General features: G+C 45.7%; 16 protein-coding genes. 9 read left to right on the top strand and 7 right to left on the bottom strand.

The genetic code is table 11. The features are described 5' to 3' along the window. Nucleotides 1–19: 19 nt before the first annotated feature. From NDJ01_RS15955 to NDJ01_RS15940, 4 genes are all read right to left on the bottom strand, one after another. A complete protein-coding gene (locus NDJ01_RS15955) occupies nucleotides 20–1117 on the bottom strand; it encodes an ABC transporter permease (protein WP_005498311.1) in 1098 nt (365 codons plus the stop codon). Further along, nucleotides 1117–2043, bottom strand: a complete 927-nt coding sequence (locus NDJ01_RS15950) for an ABC transporter ATP-binding protein (protein WP_005487744.1) — start codon at nucleotides 2041–2043, stop codon at nucleotides 1117–1119. Before NDJ01_RS15950 ends, NDJ01_RS15955 begins: the two co-directional genes overlap by 1 nt. Before the next feature lie 4 nt (nucleotides 2044–2047). Continuing rightward, the gene (locus NDJ01_RS15945; RefSeq protein ID WP_065645758.1) at nucleotides 2048–2995 is read right to left on the bottom strand and encodes an HlyD family secretion protein; all 948 of its coding nucleotides are present in this window, start codon (nucleotides 2993–2995) and stop codon (nucleotides 2048–2050) included. Nucleotides 2996–3288: 293 nt separating this feature from the next. Next, a complete protein-coding gene (locus NDJ01_RS15940; protein WP_015312995.1) occupies nucleotides 3289–4920 on the bottom strand; it encodes a methyl-accepting chemotaxis protein in 1632 nt (543 codons plus the stop codon). A 544-nt stretch (nucleotides 4921–5464) separates the two neighbouring features. Here NDJ01_RS15940 and NDJ01_RS15935 point away from each other — a divergent pair. Further along, nucleotides 5465–6493, top strand: a complete 1029-nt coding sequence (locus NDJ01_RS15935; RefSeq protein ID WP_053809586.1) for a lactonase family protein — start codon at nucleotides 5465–5467, stop codon at nucleotides 6491–6493. Between the two features lie 92 nt (nucleotides 6494–6585). Here the strand turns inward: NDJ01_RS15935 and NDJ01_RS15930 are convergent, their stop codons facing one another. Beyond that, entirely contained in the window at nucleotides 6586–7377 is a 792-nt protein-coding gene (locus NDJ01_RS15930; RefSeq protein ID WP_053809585.1) for a PhzF family phenazine biosynthesis protein, read from the bottom strand. 188 nt (nucleotides 7378–7565) lie between these two features. On the opposite strand from NDJ01_RS15930, the gene NDJ01_RS15925 reads away from it, so the two are divergent. Both NDJ01_RS15925 and NDJ01_RS15920 read left to right on the top strand, forming a co-directional pair. Next, nucleotides 7566–8099, top strand: coding sequence for a YbhB/YbcL family Raf kinase inhibitor-like protein (locus NDJ01_RS15925; RefSeq protein WP_053809584.1), 534 nt, complete (start codon nucleotides 7566–7568; stop codon nucleotides 8097–8099). A 21-nt stretch (nucleotides 8100–8120) separates the two neighbouring features. Then, nucleotides 8121–8900 (top strand): helix-turn-helix transcriptional regulator, encoded by a 780-nt coding sequence (locus tag NDJ01_RS15920; protein ID WP_258586969.1) that lies wholly within the window; start codon nucleotides 8121–8123, stop codon nucleotides 8898–8900. A gap of 42 nt (nucleotides 8901–8942) precedes the next feature. Here the strand turns inward: NDJ01_RS15920 and arsB are convergent, their stop codons facing one another. Next, on the bottom strand, nucleotides 8943–9998 hold the full coding sequence (gene arsB, locus NDJ01_RS15915) for an ACR3 family arsenite efflux transporter (protein WP_258586968.1): 1056 nt from the start codon (nucleotides 9996–9998) through the stop codon (nucleotides 8943–8945). Nucleotides 9999–10082: 84 nt separating this feature from the next. Further along, nucleotides 10083–10424, bottom strand: a complete 342-nt coding sequence (locus NDJ01_RS15910; RefSeq protein WP_006742094.1) for a helix-turn-helix transcriptional regulator — start codon at nucleotides 10422–10424, stop codon at nucleotides 10083–10085. Between the two features lie 394 nt (nucleotides 10425–10818). Here NDJ01_RS15910 and NDJ01_RS15905 point away from each other — a divergent pair, with 394 nt between their 5' ends. The 6 genes from NDJ01_RS15905 to NDJ01_RS15880 all read left to right on the top strand — a co-directional run bounded on the left by NDJ01_RS15905 (nucleotide 10819) and on the right by NDJ01_RS15880 (nucleotide 17532). Then, on the top strand, nucleotides 10819–12576 hold the full coding sequence (locus NDJ01_RS15905) for an SgrR family transcriptional regulator (protein ID WP_258586967.1): 1758 nt from the start codon (nucleotides 10819–10821) through the stop codon (nucleotides 12574–12576). A 431-nt stretch (nucleotides 12577–13007) separates the two neighbouring features. Next, the gene (locus tag NDJ01_RS15900) at nucleotides 13008–13451 is read left to right on the top strand and encodes a PTS sugar transporter subunit IIA (protein ID WP_005391226.1); all 444 of its coding nucleotides are present in this window, start codon (nucleotides 13008–13010) and stop codon (nucleotides 13449–13451) included. A 12-nt stretch (nucleotides 13452–13463) separates the two neighbouring features. Next, entirely contained in the window at nucleotides 13464–14891 is a 1428-nt protein-coding gene (locus tag NDJ01_RS15895; RefSeq protein ID WP_075110107.1) for a PTS mannitol transporter subunit IICB, read from the top strand. A 47-nt stretch (nucleotides 14892–14938) separates the two neighbouring features. Next, on the top strand, nucleotides 14939–16210 hold the full coding sequence (locus NDJ01_RS15890) for a zinc-binding dehydrogenase (RefSeq protein WP_258586966.1): 1272 nt from the start codon (nucleotides 14939–14941) through the stop codon (nucleotides 16208–16210). A gap of 59 nt (nucleotides 16211–16269) precedes the next feature. After that, complete coding sequence (locus tag NDJ01_RS15885) at nucleotides 16270–16788, top strand: MltR family transcriptional regulator (protein WP_258586965.1); 519 nt, start codon at nucleotides 16270–16272, stop codon at nucleotides 16786–16788. Between the two features lie 9 nt (nucleotides 16789–16797). Next, complete coding sequence (locus NDJ01_RS15880; RefSeq protein WP_258586964.1) at nucleotides 16798–17532, top strand: nucleoside/nucleotide kinase family protein; 735 nt, start codon at nucleotides 16798–16800, stop codon at nucleotides 17530–17532. Nucleotides 17533–17552: the final 20 nt, after the last annotated feature.

The following is a 17552-nucleotide window of genomic DNA, read 5'->3' as shown; positions in this document are numbered from 1 at the left end:
AGAGAAAAAATTGGCAAGTTTAATCGAGTGATTTCTTAAACCTCAGTGACGCGACGACCAATCCAAATACGGTAAACCCGAGCAACCAAAGGGTATCTCGCCATAAGTCCATCAGATCCGCCCCTCGCAACACAATGCCTCGAATCATGCGCATAAAGTGAGTGGCGGGCAGGGCTTCTGAAATCCACTGTGCTGCGACTGGCATACCCTCGTAAGGGAACATAAATCCAGACAGCAGAATCGAAGGCAGAAGAATGAACACCGTCATTTGCATCGCTTGAAGCTGTGTTGTGGCGATGGTGGATATGACTAATCCTAAAGTTAAGCTGGCGGCGATAAACAACAAGGTTCCAAACAGAATTTGGCTGATTGCACCGTTAATCGGTACGCCGAAAATCCAATGTCCCAATCCTAGAATGATGAAAACCTGAATTAAGCCGACAAAGATATACGGCACGATTTTCGCCACCATTAGCTCTATCGAGTGGATGGGCGTGGTGATCAATAGCTCCAAATTTCCCCGTTCACGTTCTCGTACAATCGCGGCACTGGTGAACAAAATCATCGTCATGGTGAGAATCACACCGAGTAAGCCGGGTACGATGTTGACCGCAGAACGCCGACTTGGGTTGTAGTAGAGTGCGACTTCGAATGTTTTGCTTGGCGCTGGGCGAATCTCGAAATCAAAATCGGTCAATGGCATGGTTTGCAACGACAATATTGCCGAGCTGATCATGGTATCTGACCCATCCACAATCCACTGCCCAAGCTCCCGACCTTGCATCATGCGTTGTGTGAGATCGCTTGGCAAAATCAGCACAGCGCGCACAATACCATCTTGAATCGCTTGTTCAGCCTCTTGCGCGGTGGCATAGGTTTCTTTGATATCCACCACTTGAGTGACTTTGACGGACTGGGTAATGATCCGCCCGGCGGTACTGCCACTTTGGTCGACAACACCTACCGGAATGTTGCGAATGTCCGTATTGATTGCGAAGCCGAACAGCAAAAGCTGGATAAGCGGGATCATCACCACCATGCCAAACGTGATTCGGTCACGGGAAAGTTGGCGAATCTCTTTGATCATGACGGCTTTCATGCGAGCGATAGGTTTCATCATTGGCGGCCTTTCCCTGTCACGCTGACAAAAACATCTTCTAAGCTAGGGCGAGCGTGGTTCATTTCAGCGTTTTGAAGTTCGGGAAACGTCTGCTTTAACCACTCAATCGGCTGCTCGACATGCTGGTGGATAAGGATGCGTAAACGAATCCCCAATTGAGCCGCAGAGCGAACTTCGTCACGTTGAATCAGCTTTTCTTTGAGTTCACGAAGTTTGTCGGCTTTCACCTCGATGATATTAACGCCCATCTGTTCCATTAACTGTTCGGGTTCTCCATCGGCACGAATTTCGCCCGATTCCATGATCGCCAGACGATGGCAGCGTTCCGCTTCGTCCATGTAATGCGTGGTGACCAAAATCGTCGTACCTTGATCGCACAAGTCGAACAACTGCTCCCAAAAATCGCGTCGATTTTCGGGATCAACGGCGGATGTTGGCTCATCCAAAAACAGCAGTTCGGGTTTGTGCATGGTCGCCGCTGCGAGTGAAAGGCGCTGCTTTTGTCCGCCACTCATGCCGCTTACGCGCTGTTTTCGCAGTTGATCCAACCCGTAAGTGGTGAGCTGCTCTTCTATCCGCTCTTTCAGCGACTTGCTGCTTAAACCAAAAATTTGCCCAATAAATTCGAGGTTCTCTTGAACGGATAGGTCATCGTACAACGAGAACTTTTGTGTCATGTAACCAATTTTGAGCCGCAGTTGTTCGGATTGTTTTGGGATTTCTAATCCAAGCACATCCACACTGCCTTCGCTTGGACTGAGAAGGCCGGTGAGCACACGAATGGTGGTCGACTTACCGCAACCATTTGGCCCCAAAAATCCGTAAATGCTGCCTTTGGGCACGTTGAGTGTGATGTTATTGATAGCAGTAAAGTCGCCGAACTTTTTGACTACATTTTGAGCTTGAATTGCATACTCGGTCATTGGCTTACTCCACCAAATCTACTTGGGCAGGCACACCGGACGGCAACGTTTTTGCAGACTCAGGTAAATCAACTTCTGCTAGATACATCAATCGTGAACGTTCTTCTTCGGTTAGTGCGAAGTAGGGTGTGAATGAAGGCTCACTAGCCACCCAACGAACGGTGCCTTGTAATGGACTCTCAAGGCCATCGACATTCACTGTCACGGTTTTTCCAGGAATAAACCCGATTCGATAATCGGCAGGAACATACACTCGCGCATACGGCACGCGGTTGGCTTGAATCACGGCAACCACACCGTTTACTGGTACGCGTTCGCCAAGATTGTAAGGCAAATTATCGAGCGTACCGTCACGCGTGGCCGTGATCGTGAGTTCTGCCAGTTTTTGCTCTTGCAACGCCACTTCGGCTTTTGCCGCCATTAAAGAGGCTTTAGCTTGTTCGATGTCTTCGAGGCGAGAACCTGCGGTGAGCTTACTGAACTCTTCTTTTGCTGAGTCTAATTCGGCTCTCGCCGAGTCTCTTGCCGCAAGAGCGGAATCTTTTTCGGATTGGCTGATGAGCTTTTTACGCACCAGTTCTGCTTTGCGTTGATAGTTTTTCTGCGCTTCGGTGAGCTGCGCTTCCGCTCGGGCTACGCGTGCCGATGCGGCAGCAATGTCTTCTGGACGTTCACCATTGGTCAATTTAAGCAAATACGCTCCCGCTTTGGCTTGTTCGGCAACGGCGTGTGCAAGAACGGCTTGTTGATTCTTGGTATCGAGCTGAACCAACACTTCCCCTTCACTGACCAAGCTGCCTTCTTTGACTGGAAGGGCTCTAATAATCTCATTAGATGTGGCAGTAAACGTTACGCGGTCACGCTCTAGAGTGCCAAGCGCTTGATGCGTGTTATCTTTTGAACAGGCGCTTAAAAGGGCAATAACCAATGTGCCAAAAATGATTCGCTTCATAGTGCGGTGCTTCCTTTGAAGAAGTAATGCATGAATAGATAACTTGCGAACGGGAGCGTGTTGATTGAGCCCGCTAACCCGTAGCTAACCGCCATCCATAACGATTTCTTTTTAGAGCTTAGCATTTTATCTACAAGCGATTCTTTTTAAATAGAGAGGCTTAGCGTTGGAAGTGGGCTATGAAGGCCTCAATTTAAAGAACCTTGACCAAGCTCCGGTTTTTATCGGCAAATGACATTAAAAAAGCCCAGCGATGAGCGCTGGGCTTGAATAGATAAGAATGACGTGAGTGACTATGCAGTTTTGAATTGACCGACGATCTCTTGTAGACCTACCGCCAGCTCACTTAAATCGCGACATGCAATTGCTGTTTGGCGTGAACCTGTCGCCACTTCGCTAGAGAACTGGTTGATGTGTTCCACGTTGCGATGCAGCTCTTCTGTTACCGAGCTTTGCTCGCTGCAAGCACTCGCAATTTGAATGCTCATTTCTGCAATGTTATCTGCGCCTTTTTCGATTTGGTCGATGGTTGCACCGGCTTTTTGTGCTTGCTCAACGCACTCTTGAATCAAATCGCTGCTGTTATTTGTTGCTGAAACGGCACTTTTCGAACAATTTTGCAGTTTAGAGATGATCGTGATGATCTCTTCGGTTGAAGCTTGAGTACGGCTTGCTAGCGTTCTCACTTCATCCGCTACGACGGCAAAACCACGGCCTTGTTCACCTGCGCGCGCAGCTTCAATGGCAGCGTTAAGCGCAAGCAAGTTGGTTTGTTCCGCGATGTCTTGGATAACGTCAACCACAACGCTAATGTTAGACGCATCTTGTTCCAGTTCTGTCACCATGTTGCCAACCGATTGAATCGCCAATGACGCTTCGTGGATTTGGTTAATACATTCTTGAACGACACCGCGGCCTTCTTTCGCATCGTGAGAAGCACTGTTTGCAGTTTCTGACGCGGCTTCGGTGTTGCTGGCGACTTCATTTACTGTCGCTTGCATCTCGTTCATTGCTGTTGCGATAAGGTTTAGCTGAACTTGTTGTTCATCCATGCCGGTTGAAGTTTGTTCGGAAATCGCGCTCACTTCTTCAATAGCGGTGCCTACTTGAGCTGTGGTTGACGAGATACTGTCGACCAAAGTAAGCAACTTCGCTTGCATATCAACGCAGGCATCTGCCAAGGTGCCAAGCTCATCATGACCAATTTTGTTACGTGGAAGCTGGTAAGTTAGGTCGCCCGACGCGATTTTTGATGCCATGTTTACCACGTAATTTAGTGGTGTGCAGATCTGTTTGGTTAGGAATAGGCCTAGCGTAAAACTCAATGCCAATAGCGCGACGATAGCAATAATGCTGTAGGTGATTGCGCTGCGCACTGCTTCATGAGCGCTAGCAATATCTTCTTGTACGTAGGTTTGGTTTAGTTCCACTAAATCACGAATCGCATCGGATAATTGTGTGAATGTAGAAAATCCGTTTAACAATGTTTCATTTGCTTCGTCGATTTTATTATTCAATAGCAACTTCGCGTATTCATTGTTAAACGCACTGTATTTAACCCAGGCACTTTTTACTTTATTGAAAGCGTCTCGGTCGCGTTGATCCCATAGTCCTTTCTCATATTGGTCTAGATATTTATCAATTTTTTGTTCAGATTTTTCTAATCCGGCTACCCATTCCATGAATTGAGGGTGATTCACATTGGTTAATAAAGAGAATTCATCCTTTCTTAAAATTCCGAGTTCAATTTCGGTATTTTTTACGAGCAATACGCTAGGTACGGTGGTTTCAGAAAATACGGTAAGTTTTCCTTCTATCATCTTGATTTCAGATGTAAAGAAAACGGAGAGAGCGATAACAGATAACGAAATGATCAAAATCAGCGCACTGATTTTATACTTGATACTTAAATTAGAAAGTTTCATAGACTCACTGATAATGGGGGGTTGAAAGGCTCGGAGTCTATTACTGAGGTTTGAAATATAGTGTGATTAATGTCTCAAATAAATTTATCGTGAATAAAATTAAGTCGTAATCTAAATGTTCATAATTAAAATAAATCCTTGTTATTTATAAAATTAATTATAATTTATAAATAAATGGAAATTAATAATGTGTTTCAATTTGGTGTTTATAGGAAAATTAACTGTTACATGATTATTATTTATTTTATCCCGATTTTTGTTTTTTATTATAGCGTTTGCTAATGAAACTTAGATCTTGAACATAAAATACATTCTTCGTCTTTAATATAACACTTGAAAGTAACCGTAAGTCGAGGCTTTCATACTCAAGGCTGACATACTGTTTAAAACGCCAAACCACTTTAACTGCAAACGGCGATGTCGTTGCGGTTTTAAATGAGCAATTGCTTCACATTTTAAGTGGCTGATTCGTAAAATGGATTGCGGTCTGCCATGACAATAGGCAAGGTGTTGAATAATACGAATCACTCATACAAGGCCATCCATGACAACAACTGGTCACGTGCATTTTTATATTGGCACTTACACCAACCCACCGAGTTCGAGCACGGGCATTGTGCGTCTATCGCTGAACACTGAAACGGGTGAACTGACTCGGCTTGACGATGTTGTAGTTCAATGTAATCCGTCCTATCTCACGACCACCGAACACGGGCTGTATACGTTTAGCGAAATGGATAGAAATGAAGGTGCAGAGCTCGCGTTTTTTCGCGGTAGTGAATCCGTCTCTTTGCCGATTAATGGCGATTATCCGTGTCATTTGGATATCAAAGAACCGTTTTTGGCGGTTGCTAATTATGGCTCTGGAAATGTTAGCGTATTTCAATTGGAGCGCGATGGTAAACCGCTTGGTTTATTGGCGGATTTATACGTTGATGGATGCGGGCCGAATTTAGAGCGCCAAACTTCTCCTCACGCTCATCAAGTCACGTTTTTAAAGCACAGTCATCAATTGGTTGTCGTAGACTTAGGCAGCGATAGCGTCCTTATTTATGATTACGATGCCCAGCCTCCGTATTTTTCACTGTCGCAAGTGATTCATTTACCCGCAGGTTCGGGACCGCGCCATGTGGTGTTTAACCAACAAGAGTCGACAGCGTATGTGGTTTGCGAACTGTCAGAAACCTTGATTGTTCTGGTTAAGCACCAAGATAAATGGCTTATCTCGAATCAAACAGAATTATTAGAAGGGGAAGAGAATCAGCAAGCGGCGGCGGCGATTCGTCTTTCGCAAGATGAAACGTTTTTGTATGTCTCTTGCCGAGCTCAGAACAAAATCAGTATGTTTGATGTGTCTGGCGATACGCCAAAAAGGCGAGCAGCCATTCACTGTGAAGGGGTTTTTCCACGAGATTTTGTGTTGTCTCATGATCAAAAGTGGTTGCTGGTTGCCAATCAACATTCCAACAATGTGGTGAGCTTTCGTCGCAATCCTCAAACAGGGGAAATTACTGCAACGGGTTATGACTGTGAGATAGGCTCTCCAGTGTGTATTGTCGAACAACCTTTGTAACGATTAACGCTGAAACAGCAGGAAATAGAAAAGCCTAGCGGGCGGCTAGGCTTTCAGGATAAAAACAGTTAACGCCAATCTTCAACGTACAGTTAGACGTAAATTTTGCCTTTCATATACAACACACCATCACCAGATACATTGACGCAATCCTCCTTGACTTCGCAGTACAGAACGCCACCACGCGCTGATGCTTGATACGCCACTAAAGATGCTTTGCCGAGCTCTTGCGCCCAATATGGTGCTAAGCCTGCGTGGACTGATCCTGTGACAGGGTCTTCATCTCCGCCATTCGCTGGCCAAAAGTAGCGAGATACAAAGTCGTATTGACTGCCTTTTGATGTGACGACGACATCGTAAGGGGCGAGTTGTTTCAGTTGGTCGGATCGATATTGAACATCAAAAACGGTTTGCTCATCTTCCACGATGACGAAGTAAGCTTGTGGGCTAAGCAGTACGTGTGTTACTTCGCAGTTTAATCCCTCAATTAATTGCGTAGGAATGGCGTTGACGGGTTGTGGCGCTCTTGTCGGAAATGTCATTTCAATCTTGCCAAGTGCGTTCTTAATTACGGTTAAGGTGCCCACTTTTAATGTGTGAAACTCAATACTTCCTGTAACGCAGAGTTGGTCGAACAACACCATGGAAGCGGCGAGCGTTGCGTGCCCACAAAAGTCGATTTCTGTAAGTGGTGAAAACCAGCGTATTTCATATTGATTCGTTCCAATCGTTTTAACAAACGCGGTTTCAGAGAGGTTGTTTTCCGCTGCAATGTTTTGCATTAGCTCTGGTTCTAACCATTCTTGCAAGGGTACGACTGCTGCTGAGTTGCCTTTAAATTGCGTGTCTGTAAATGCGTCAACGACGTAGATATCCAGTTCCATTTTGTCTTCCTTGTTCTCTGAGCGGTTGGTTAGCATAAACCAGATGCAACTCAGAGAATAAGAAATTTATGTTTGAATCTTAAAGTATCAAAATAGACGATGGTTTTATATTTTGTGATACTTATTGATGTATCTTGGCTTGGGTTGATGAATAGACTTGAATTGAACTCATTGAAAGGAATAAACACATGAAAGCGATTCACAAGTCTGTTTTGGCCCTTAGCGTTTTGGTTATCGGCTCTGCCCATGCTTTTGAACTAACGAGCAAAGATATTCAAGAAGGTCATCCAATGGCGAAGACATTTGAATATTCAGGTTGGGGATGTGATGGTGCGAACCAGTCTCCACAACTGATGTGGAAAGACGTTCCAAAGGGTACAAAAAGTTTTGCGATTACCGCGTACGATCCTGATGCACCAACAGGCAGTGGTTTTTGGCATTGGATAGCGTTTGATATTCCAGCCTCAGTTAACGAGCTGCCTCGTGGCGTTTATATCAGTAAGCTCGGCGGTAAGGAGTCTCGTATCGATTACGGTACTACTGGTTTTGGCGGCGCATGTCCTCCAGAAAAAGATGGTATGCACCGTTACCAGTTTACCGTTTGGGCGCTGCCGAGTGATAAGTTGAAGTTGGATGAGAACACGCCAGCGGCGGTTGTGGGATTTACGTTGAATAGTGTCGCATTGGACAACGCGAAGTTAACCGCGACTTACACGCGATAATTAAATACTTAAGGGGAGAAGATGGGACATCAATATCAAGTGACGCTGTTTCGTGCGGAGCAGCAGCAAAAGCTGCGTAACGTCAGGATTCACTCCCCGAGTATTATCCAGATCATTAAAGGGAGTAAGCGTCTGTTTTGGAAAGACGAAGCGCTTGATATTCTTCATCCTAACATCATGCTTTGTGAAGCAAACGCTTCGCTGAATTTTGAAAACCTTCCTCAACAAGGGCGTTTTCTCTCACGAATGTTCAGTTTTCACTGTGTACCTAGCGATGAAATGTTAGAGCTGAGTGTGAGTAATGCATTGGGAAATTACGTCCCAGCGGTGGAGACAGACAAAGCACTGCAAGCGACATTAAATGCCTTGTTTTCTTTTGAACGGGAAAGTTTAAGTGAAGCGACGCAACGTTATTGGATGATGGGGTTGTATCAGCAGTTAGCAGAGCGAGGACTATTGCATCGGCTTTTCTCGAGTTCCAATACCTCGTTCAGTCAGAAACTCAGCCGCTATCTGTCACGATCTCCGGGCGATGACCATCCTTTGGAATTTGTTGCTAAGCGTTTTGCTATGAGCCGAGCAACGTTGATACGCAAACTCAAGCAAGAGGGTACTCAGTATCGCGAAGTGCTGGCAGAAGTGCGCTTAAATCACGCACTCTACCTGATGCAAAATGGTTCATACAACGTTGCGTTGCTCGCGCAGTTGTGTGGTTATCAATCGGAAGGGCGTTTTAGCCAACGCTTTAAAGGCAAGTTTGGTTTAACGCCCAGCGAGTACATCAAAACCGTTGCCAGTTAGTACCTAACATTGCTATTTGGCTCGGTCTCAATGTTTCCCATTTTAGCTTTTGTATTTGGTTTTCATCCGCAGTGCGACGTTAACCAAAGCAATCAGAACCGGAACCTCGATCAACGGGCCAATTACGCCAGCGAATGCCTGGTCGGAATTCAGGCCAAATACAGCAATGGAAACCGCAATGGCCAACTCAAAGTTGTTACCCGTTGCCGTAAATGCGATGGAGGCATTTTTATCGTAGGGGATGCCCATTCTCTTCCCGATAACGAAGCTGGCAAAAAACATCACTACGAAGTAGATCGCTAGTGGGACTGCCACGCGGAATACATCCATTGGCAGTTGTAAAATCATCTCTCCTTTGAGGCTGAACATCAGCACGATGGTGGCGAGCAAAGCGATCAAAGTAATGGGTGAAATTCGAGGAATAAACACATCGTTGTACCACTTCTCACCCTTTGCAGCGACTAACCATTTACGACTGAGAAAACCAGCGAGGAACGGAATGCCTAAGTAAATCAATACGCTTTCCGCAATGTCTCCCATGGAAATATCAACCACAAAACCTTCATAGCCAAAGAACGGTGGAAGTACGGTGATGAATAGCCAAGCCATAACGCTGTAAGTCAGAATTTGAAATGCGCTATTTAATGCCACCAAGGCCGCGCCATATTCTTTGTTGCCGCCGCCAATATCATTCCACACTAAAACCATAGCGATGCAGCGTGCAAGGCCAATCAAAATAATACCGACCATGTAACCTGGATGATCACCAAGAAAGGTTAAAGCAAGAACGAACATCAGGATTGGGCCGATGATCCAGTTCATAACCAGAGACAGCGTGATGGCTTTTTTATCTCTCGTTACCGTTCCTAATAGACCGTAGTTCACCTTGGCGAGTGGTGGGTACATCATCAAAATCAAACCAATGGCGAGTGGTACGTTCGTACTACCAACGGACATTGCTTCGTTCCATTCTGCTACTTGCGGGTAGGCTGCGCCTATCCCCACGCCGATGGCCATTGCGACAAAGATCCAAACCGTTAAGTAGCGGTCAAGAAAGCTCATTTTTTCGCTGGCACTATTTAAAACTTCAGTCGTCATAGTGATCTCTATTCGTTTATCGTCGAAAGGCGATATATAAGGTTATAGTTTATCTTTGCGCGCATGGAAAGCGCGCAATGTGTCTTAGCTAAATAAACCGGAAAATTGAGCGTTAAACGCGTTCAGTTTTTCACGTTGAATGCGGTAACAAACCTTTGGCGGGTTAGGTTCTGCACTGATAAACCCGGCCTGTTTTAGAATACGTAAGTGTTCTGATACGGTCGATTGCGCTAAACCTAACTCAGAGACTAAATCGCTATTTAAGCAGCCGCCCATAGTGTCTAAAGTGTGAAGAATATGCAGAATGCGTAAGCGAGCAGGATGAGACAGCGCTTTCGCTTGAGCGGCGAGTGCTTGCTCTTTATCGAGTTGTTTTTGCGTGGCTTCAAAAGCAATTTGGCACGTTTCGCTGCATTTGTTGCTCATGAGCAAACCTTTATAGTTAATCGTCGAATTGCGATTAAGTGTACGTGTGCTTTTTCTAAGGCGCAACTGTTGGCAGTAAAAAAGCAGAACTTAAAGATACGACGAATTGGGGGTGTGGTATCAGGAGCTAAGTTCTGCTTGGGGGTTAGGTCATGAGCAATTCTCTATATTTCCTGCTCGCTAAATTAGTATGGTGAAAAAAGGGGAGGCGAAAAAGAGAGTAGATTTCTTCGCTTTATTCCTGATAAAACCGAATTGGTGGGGTTTTCCTACAATATAGGCACGAAATGTTAGTAAAAGGGGAACAAAGTGTTTGGAAGTTTTCTTATTTTATTGCCGCCAAGTTCAGTAAAATACGCCTATTGAATGGCCTCCTAGAGTTAAGGTGCGTGCGGTGTCTGATCTCAACTTATTTCGTTATTACCAACGCTTGCTCTCTTTTGGTGTTGGTAATGAAGCAAAAACCACGCTGCAAGAAATCGCCGATTTGTTGTTTACTTCGCCTCGTCATGCGCGCAGTTTGCTGGCGCAGATGCAAGAGATAGCGTGGTTAAGTTGGCGACCAAAACCGGGACGGAACCAGCGTTCAACATTGTTGTTAAACGTTGAACTCAGCGCGCTAAAAGAAAGCCTTGCACTAGAGCGAATCAAGCTTGGTAAGTACGAGAAAGCGCTGTCGATTCTGGATGAAGATGAAGCTGCATTTGGGCGACTCCTCAAAACAACGTCGGGCGCATCGGTAAAAGAGGGGCGGCTCAATATTCAGCTAACCTACAAACGCATGTTCGAGCGTGTGGTTCCGCATCAACTGCAGCGAAGTAGTGAACGTTTTTTGCTTCGCCAAATTTATTGTTGTTTGGTTTCAAGCGATTACAACGGGCAGGTGCAGCCAGAGCTGGCTCATCATTGGCGTTATGATGACAGCTTGTACGAATGGACATTTTATCTTCGTCCGGGTCTGACTTTTCATAATGGCAACCCAATTGATGCTGAAACGGTTGTCAGTTTGTTCGCCAAATTAAGCTCTTTGGAATACTACGAAAAAGAGCTGGCGCATGTTGCCAACATTACGGCACTTAATCCATTGAAGGTTGTTTTTAAGCTTAACCGACCTGACTTGGGTTTTGCTGGACTTATTTCTGGCGTGAAATATGGCATTCAGCCCGTGAGTCAGGTGAACGTTGCTAACAACAAGTTGGTGGTGGGGAGTGGTCCATTTTCCGTCGTTGAGCACAGTGAAAACCGATTGAAACTGCAAGCGTTTGATGGCTATTACGCGTGTCGAGTATTAACGGATTTTGTGACGATATGGATCGTCAACGATGAACAGATGGAAAATCCATCGCTTGCCGCAAACACATTGCAACCAGAACCTGATTCTGCTGATGACATGTGCAGCCACTATATGTCGACGCCAAACAGTGAAGTATCACCAGCGAGTAAACGCAGTCGAACGGAAGACGGTTGTTTGTTCGCACTGTTTAACCATCATGCGAAGCACGCTTTGTCTCAGGCTCAGCGCCGATACATCAGTGATTTGATTCGACCGGAGCAGTTAGCCGAAGTGATGAAGAGCGAAAAGATCAATTTTGGTAGCGTCGCTGCTTATAACTTGTTGCCAAACTGGAAACCAGTGTTGCGCCCCTTTGGAGATGTGGTCAAGTTGCCAAAGCTGATCACCATCGCAGGGTACAATTACACGGCGCTACGCCGGTGTGCACGAGCGATTTCTTCGCGTTTAGAGCGTGCGGGCAGTCTAGTGGAGATCGTTATGTACTCCTACCGTGAACTGAGCGAGAAAGCCAAAAACGGCACGCTAGATGAGACTCTGGTTGTCACCAATATCAACTTGGACGATAACCGTCATGCGTCTGCGTTTAGCAACTTCTTTAGCAATGCCGTGCTTTACCACACCTTGGGGGTGCAAAATGCGGCGTGGTTGGATGCTCAAATGGAGAATGTCCGTGCATTCTCACCGCTTGAAGATTACCTGAGCGCGTTAGAGCCGATTGCGTCCACTTTGATTAGCGAGTATTGGATTGCACCGATGTTCCACCATACTCAGACGCTACGTTTTCAAGGGGTCTTGGAAGATGTCGCACTCACAAACTGGGGATGGCCAGACATACGATCCGTTTGGTCTGCGGACTGATCAAAACCGCCTGAATGGCGGTTTTTTGTGTCTGCAATTTGGTGAAAGCCAGTGACGTTTTTATTTTTTCTAGCCAACAAGTGTGATGCTTATCTACGTTTGAGCGCGAGTGATCAAGAAACGGTCCGAAATGAACTTTGAAATTAATCACGAATTATATCGAGTCAATAGGTCTAATGTGATCTGATTTAAATAATGTAACTTTAAGAATATTTTCGAGAAGGTGATTGTATTCAAAATTCGTCTATTGACTTGTTGCTCAAATAAAATTTGTAGATTTTTTACGTGTGGGATTTTTGAGCTCTGTCCATTTAAACAAATTGACAGGCTTTAAAGTGTGACTCGAAGCGCAAAAGTAGCTCGGTTGCGCGGTTGGGACTCTGTTATTGATAATTAACCCATCAGATGACGAACTGTTGATAGGGTTAAATATGTTGTACGAGTTAATCGACCACGAACTAGTAGATGTAATTAATGATCGCGCTTACCAATGGCAAGATGCGGTTAAAAAGACCACTCAATACCTAGAAAATAAAGGTTACGTCTCCCAGCATTATGCTGATGCGATCATCCGTTCAACGGAAGAAAACGGTCCTTACTATGTGTTATGCCCTGGATTGGCAATGCCTCATGCCCGACCTGAAACTGGTGTTTTAAAAACAGGCTTAGGCATTCATATTTTCCCATCACCTGTTGATTTTGGATCGGATCTCGGTCCGGCCAATATTCTTATTACCTTAGCTGCGAAAGACTCTGATACCCACATTGAGGTGATTCAAGCGTTGAGCGAGATGTTTGTGGATGAAGAGAACATTGCAAAACTGGCACAAGCCTCTTCCAAAGAACAAGTGCTAGACATAATAAAAGCATACTAAAAGGAACATAACGTGAAAGCAAACATGCGAGCCAATGTGCAAGCCTTCGGAGGTCATTTGACCGCCATGGTGCTGCCAAATATCGGAGCCTTTATCGCTTGGGGCTTTATTACTGCACTCTTTATTCCTACGGGCTGGATGCCAAACGAAGCCTTTGGCGAACTCGTGGGGCCAATGATCACTTACTTGCTGCCACTTTTGATTGGTTACACCGGTGGTCAGATTGTTGGTGAAAAACGCGGCGCGGTAGCGGGGGCTATCGGTACGATGGGCGTGATTGTCGGGGCTGACATACCGATGTTTGTTGGCGCAATGATCATGGGCCCACTGAGCGCTTGGGTTGTGGTGCAAGTGGATAAACGTATTCAACACCGCATACCTTCTGGTTTTGAGATGGTGGTCAACAACTTCTCGTTGGGTATCGTCGGTATGCTGTTGTGTTTGTTCGCCTACGAGATTGTTGGCCCTTCGGTCACCGCAGCAAACTTGTTTGTGAAATCAGGCATCGAAGCGTTGGTTGCAACGGGTTTCCTGCCTTTGTTAGCGATCATTAACGAACCAGCAAAAGTGTTGTTCCTGAACAACGCCATTGATCAAGGCATTTACTACCCACTAGGCCTGCAAGCGGCCGCAGAAACAGGCAAATCCATCTTCTTTATGGTGGCATCTAACCCAGGTCCTGGTCTTGGTATGCTGCTGGCTTACGCGAAGTTTGGTCAGGGTTTGTCTAAACGTTCTGCACCAAGTGCCATCATCATTCACTTCTTTGGTGGTATTCATGAGTTGTACTTCCCATACGTACTAATGAAACCAATCATGATTGTGGCAATGATTGCTGGTGCGGCGACAGGCATCGCAACCTTCAACCTATTCGATGCCGGTTTGGTCGCGGGTCCAAGTCCAGGCTCTATCTTCTCTTACCTTGCTCTTACTCCGAAAGGTAGCTTCATCGCGACCATCGCAGGTGTGACAAGTGCAACGATTGTCTCTTTCTTGGTAGCAAGTGCGATTTTGAAAGTAAGCAAATCAGAAGAAAAAGAAAGCGAGTTTGAGAAATCAGTTTCTGACATGAAAGAGATGAAAGCAGAAGGCGCAGTTAAGCCAGTTGCGGCAGCTGCGACGACGCAAGAGCCGAGCAAGCCAATTTCATTTGTCGCATTCGCATGTGATGCGGGTATGGGCTCTAGTGCAATGGGCGCATCGACCTTCAAACGCAAGCTGGTACAAGCTGGGATAGAGATTGAAGTGAAGAACTTTGCCATCGAGAAAGTCCCGAGTGAAGCCGATATCGTCGTGACACACGAGAGCTTAGAAAGCCGCGCAGTCAACGCGACAGGTTTACCAGTCGTAACGATCAAGAACTTCCTCAACGACCCAGCGCTTGACGAGCTGATGGATAAGATTAAGCAACAAACGGTCGCGACTGAGCAACCAGCCTAACAATGCAGTTTGGGGCGGCAGGTATCGCCCCAATTAGGAGAGAAATCATGGTACAAACAACGGCAGCGGTTATCTGTGGTGAGAAAAACGTTCAATTAAGAACCTTTGATTTACCAAACATTTCAGCCGACGAACTTCTGGTTAAAAACATTTCAAACAGCATTTGTCTATCCACTTACAAAGCAGCATTGTTAGGTAGCAAACACAAACGCGTTCCTGAGAACATTGATGAAGTGCCAGTGATGACTGGTCATGAATACGCAGGTGTGATTGTTGAAGTTGGTGAGAACCTAAAAGATCAATACAAAGCAGGCGATTACTTTGTACTGCAACCAGCAATGGGTTTGCCTACTGGTTACTCAGCGGGTTACAGCTACGAAACCTTTGGTGGCAACGCGACGTATTCCATTATTCCTAAAATCGCTATCGACCTAGGCTGCGTACTGCCTTACCACGGTGACTACTTTGCAGATGCGTCTTTGGCTGAGCCAATGTCTTGCATTATCGGTGCGTACCATGCGAGTTACCACACTACGCAATACGTGTACGAGCACGATATGGGCATCAAAGAGGGCGGAGCATTAGCGCTACTTGCGTGTGCTGGCCCAATGGGGATTGGCGCGATTGACTACGCGATTAACGGCCCGGTGAAGCCAAAACTGATCGTGGTGACGGACATCGACGCCGCGCGTTTAGACCGAGCTGAAAGCCTCATTCCCGTTGCAAAAGCCAAAGAGCAGGGCGTAGAACTGCACTACGTGAACACGGCTCAAATCGACGACCCGGTCGCGTATCTCAAAGCACTCAACGGTGGCAATGGTTATGACGATGTAATGGTCTACGCGGCGGTTGCTCAAGTGCTAGAACAAGCCGATGAGCTACTTGGCAATGATGGCTGCCTCAACTTCTTTGCTGGCCCAACGGATCAGAATTTCAAAGTGCCGTTTAACTTCTACAACGTGCATTACGAATCAACGCACATTGTGGGAACGTCCGGTGGTTCAAAGGGTGACATGGTGGAATCTATCGAGCTTTCCTCACAAGGTAAGATCAATCCATCGTTCATGATCACCCATGTTGGTGGCTTACAAGCTGCACCCCATACGATTTTGAATCAGCTGGATATTCCGGGCGGTAAGAAGTTGATTTACCCACATATTGACCTGCCATTGACCGCGATTGATGATTTCTTATCGTTGGCAGACCAAGACCCGTTCTTCGCTGAATTAGACGCAATTTTGAACGCTAATAACTATGTGTGGAACGCACATGCAGAAAAAGCGTTACTTGAGTTTTATGACGTGAGCTTAACGGTTTAGTTGCAACGAATTTGTGTGGTAGCCTTTGCGCTGCCACATAATGGAGAGGTCATAATACGTTGTCACCTGAAGATGAATTACTGGAGAAACTGGACGAGTGCGAAAATGCCACTGCGTTTCTTCAGGTTTCTAACAAAATAATTAACCTCAAGTTAAAAGCACTGCTTCCGAAAGTGTTCGTTCAAGACGACCTTGTGAAGGAGTATGCTGTGGATCCTTTATTGAAAGAAGATGGTCCGTTAGCAACAACCGATGTGGTATCGAAGCTGATGTTTGCGATGGGCAAAATCTCTTTGGAAACTTACGCCGATATCGGATTGTACGATCAGGTCTTGGAGTACGTGGTTAGCCAACCTGAGAAAGTCGAATTTGCGGATGACGTGATTTACGATTTCATCAAAAACCAAGCGGTACTCTCTTCTCAGCAAGACAGCTTTTATCTTGAGTCGATCAATCAGCTTAAGTTCTCTTCGTTTGAGTCCTTTTCGCAAATGAGATACGAATCTCTCATCAAAACAGTGTTGAAGCTGTCGTGTGAAATGTTGATAGAAAGAATCGAAGGGGAGATCAATCAATAAGGGTTCACCATGAAAGTGAATTTAAACGTCAGTGGTTTTGAAACCGAAGCTACCTTTCCTGATGCCGACGTAAAACGAATCCATCAGCCTCTTATCGAAAAATTTACTCGCCTCTATCATGAGAAGCAGGAACGCATAGTGGTGTTCTTGTGTGCCCCTCCGGGCAGCGGTAAGTCGACACTCGCTGCGTTCTGGGAATACCTCTCTGAACAAGATGAAAGCCAAGAGCCTTTACAAGTTCTGCCGTTTGATGGTTTCCATTATCCAAATGAGATCCTCGACAACAATACGATTGAACGAGATGGCGAGCTCGTGCCTCTGCGCAGTATTAAGGGGGCCTATCAAACATTTAATCTGACGGAGCTTATCGACAAGCTCAAACAGCTCAAAGTGAAAGATCCGAAATGGCCATGCTACGACCGCAATTTGCATGATCCAGTCGACGACGCCATTTTAGTGAATCGCAATGTTGTTGTCGTTGAGGGGAATTGGTTACTGCTTAATGAACCGGTGTGGAATGAACTGCATCGTTTGGCTGATTTTACCGTCTTCGTCGATACACAGCCTGAGTTTCTTCAAGAACGCTTAGTAAACCGTAAGATTCGTGGTGGCACCACCCCAGAAGCTGCATTAGCGTTTTATTTAAATTCAGATGCTGTAAATGTAGATAAAGTTTTAAATCACTCAATTCCAGCGGATCTCACGTTGTTTCTCAATCAAAACGGTTCGTTCGAAATTCGATAATTCGTCCACAACTTAGGAGG

This window comes from Vibrio sp. HS-50-1, from assembly GCF_024747315.1.
GTDB lineage: Bacteria > Pseudomonadota > Gammaproteobacteria > Enterobacterales > Vibrionaceae > Vibrio > Vibrio diabolicus.
The sequence above is the reverse complement of the archived record's forward strand: the minus strand, read 5'-3'. Positions and strand labels throughout refer to the sequence as shown.